At 57.8% G+C, this 346-nt stretch carries 1 protein-coding gene; it reads left to right on the forward strand.

The window, feature by feature from the left end; translation table 11 throughout:
- Positions 1–82: 82 nt before the first annotated feature.
- Positions 83–346 (forward strand): phage integrase N-terminal SAM-like domain-containing protein (locus ACYQ1H_RS15605; RefSeq protein ID WP_460028957.1); only part of this gene is annotated, 264 nt, incomplete at its 3' end.

Below are 346 nucleotides of genomic sequence, written 5' to 3' on the forward strand. Positions count from 1 at the left end.
GCCTAACGTAAATTCGACTGCAAGGCACCCGCAGTGTAACGTGCGAGACAGCCATGTAACATGCTTATTTCATCCGCCATGAATGAACGTCCCCCCCAAGCCTCCCCGCCTCCTCGACCAGATACGGGAGGCGCTGCGTCTGCGGCATTATAGTCTCCGCACCGAGCAAGCTTACCTCCATTGGACCAAGCGGTTCATCTACTTTCATGGCAAGCGCCATCCACGGGATCTGGGACCCAAGGAAGTGGAAGCCTTCCTGACTCACCTTGCTGTCGAGGGCGGTGTTTCGGCGTCAACCCAAGGGCAGGCGCTGGCGGCATTGCTATTTCTGTACACGCAGGTGCTG

Source organism: Methyloparacoccus murrellii (assembly GCF_054657115.1).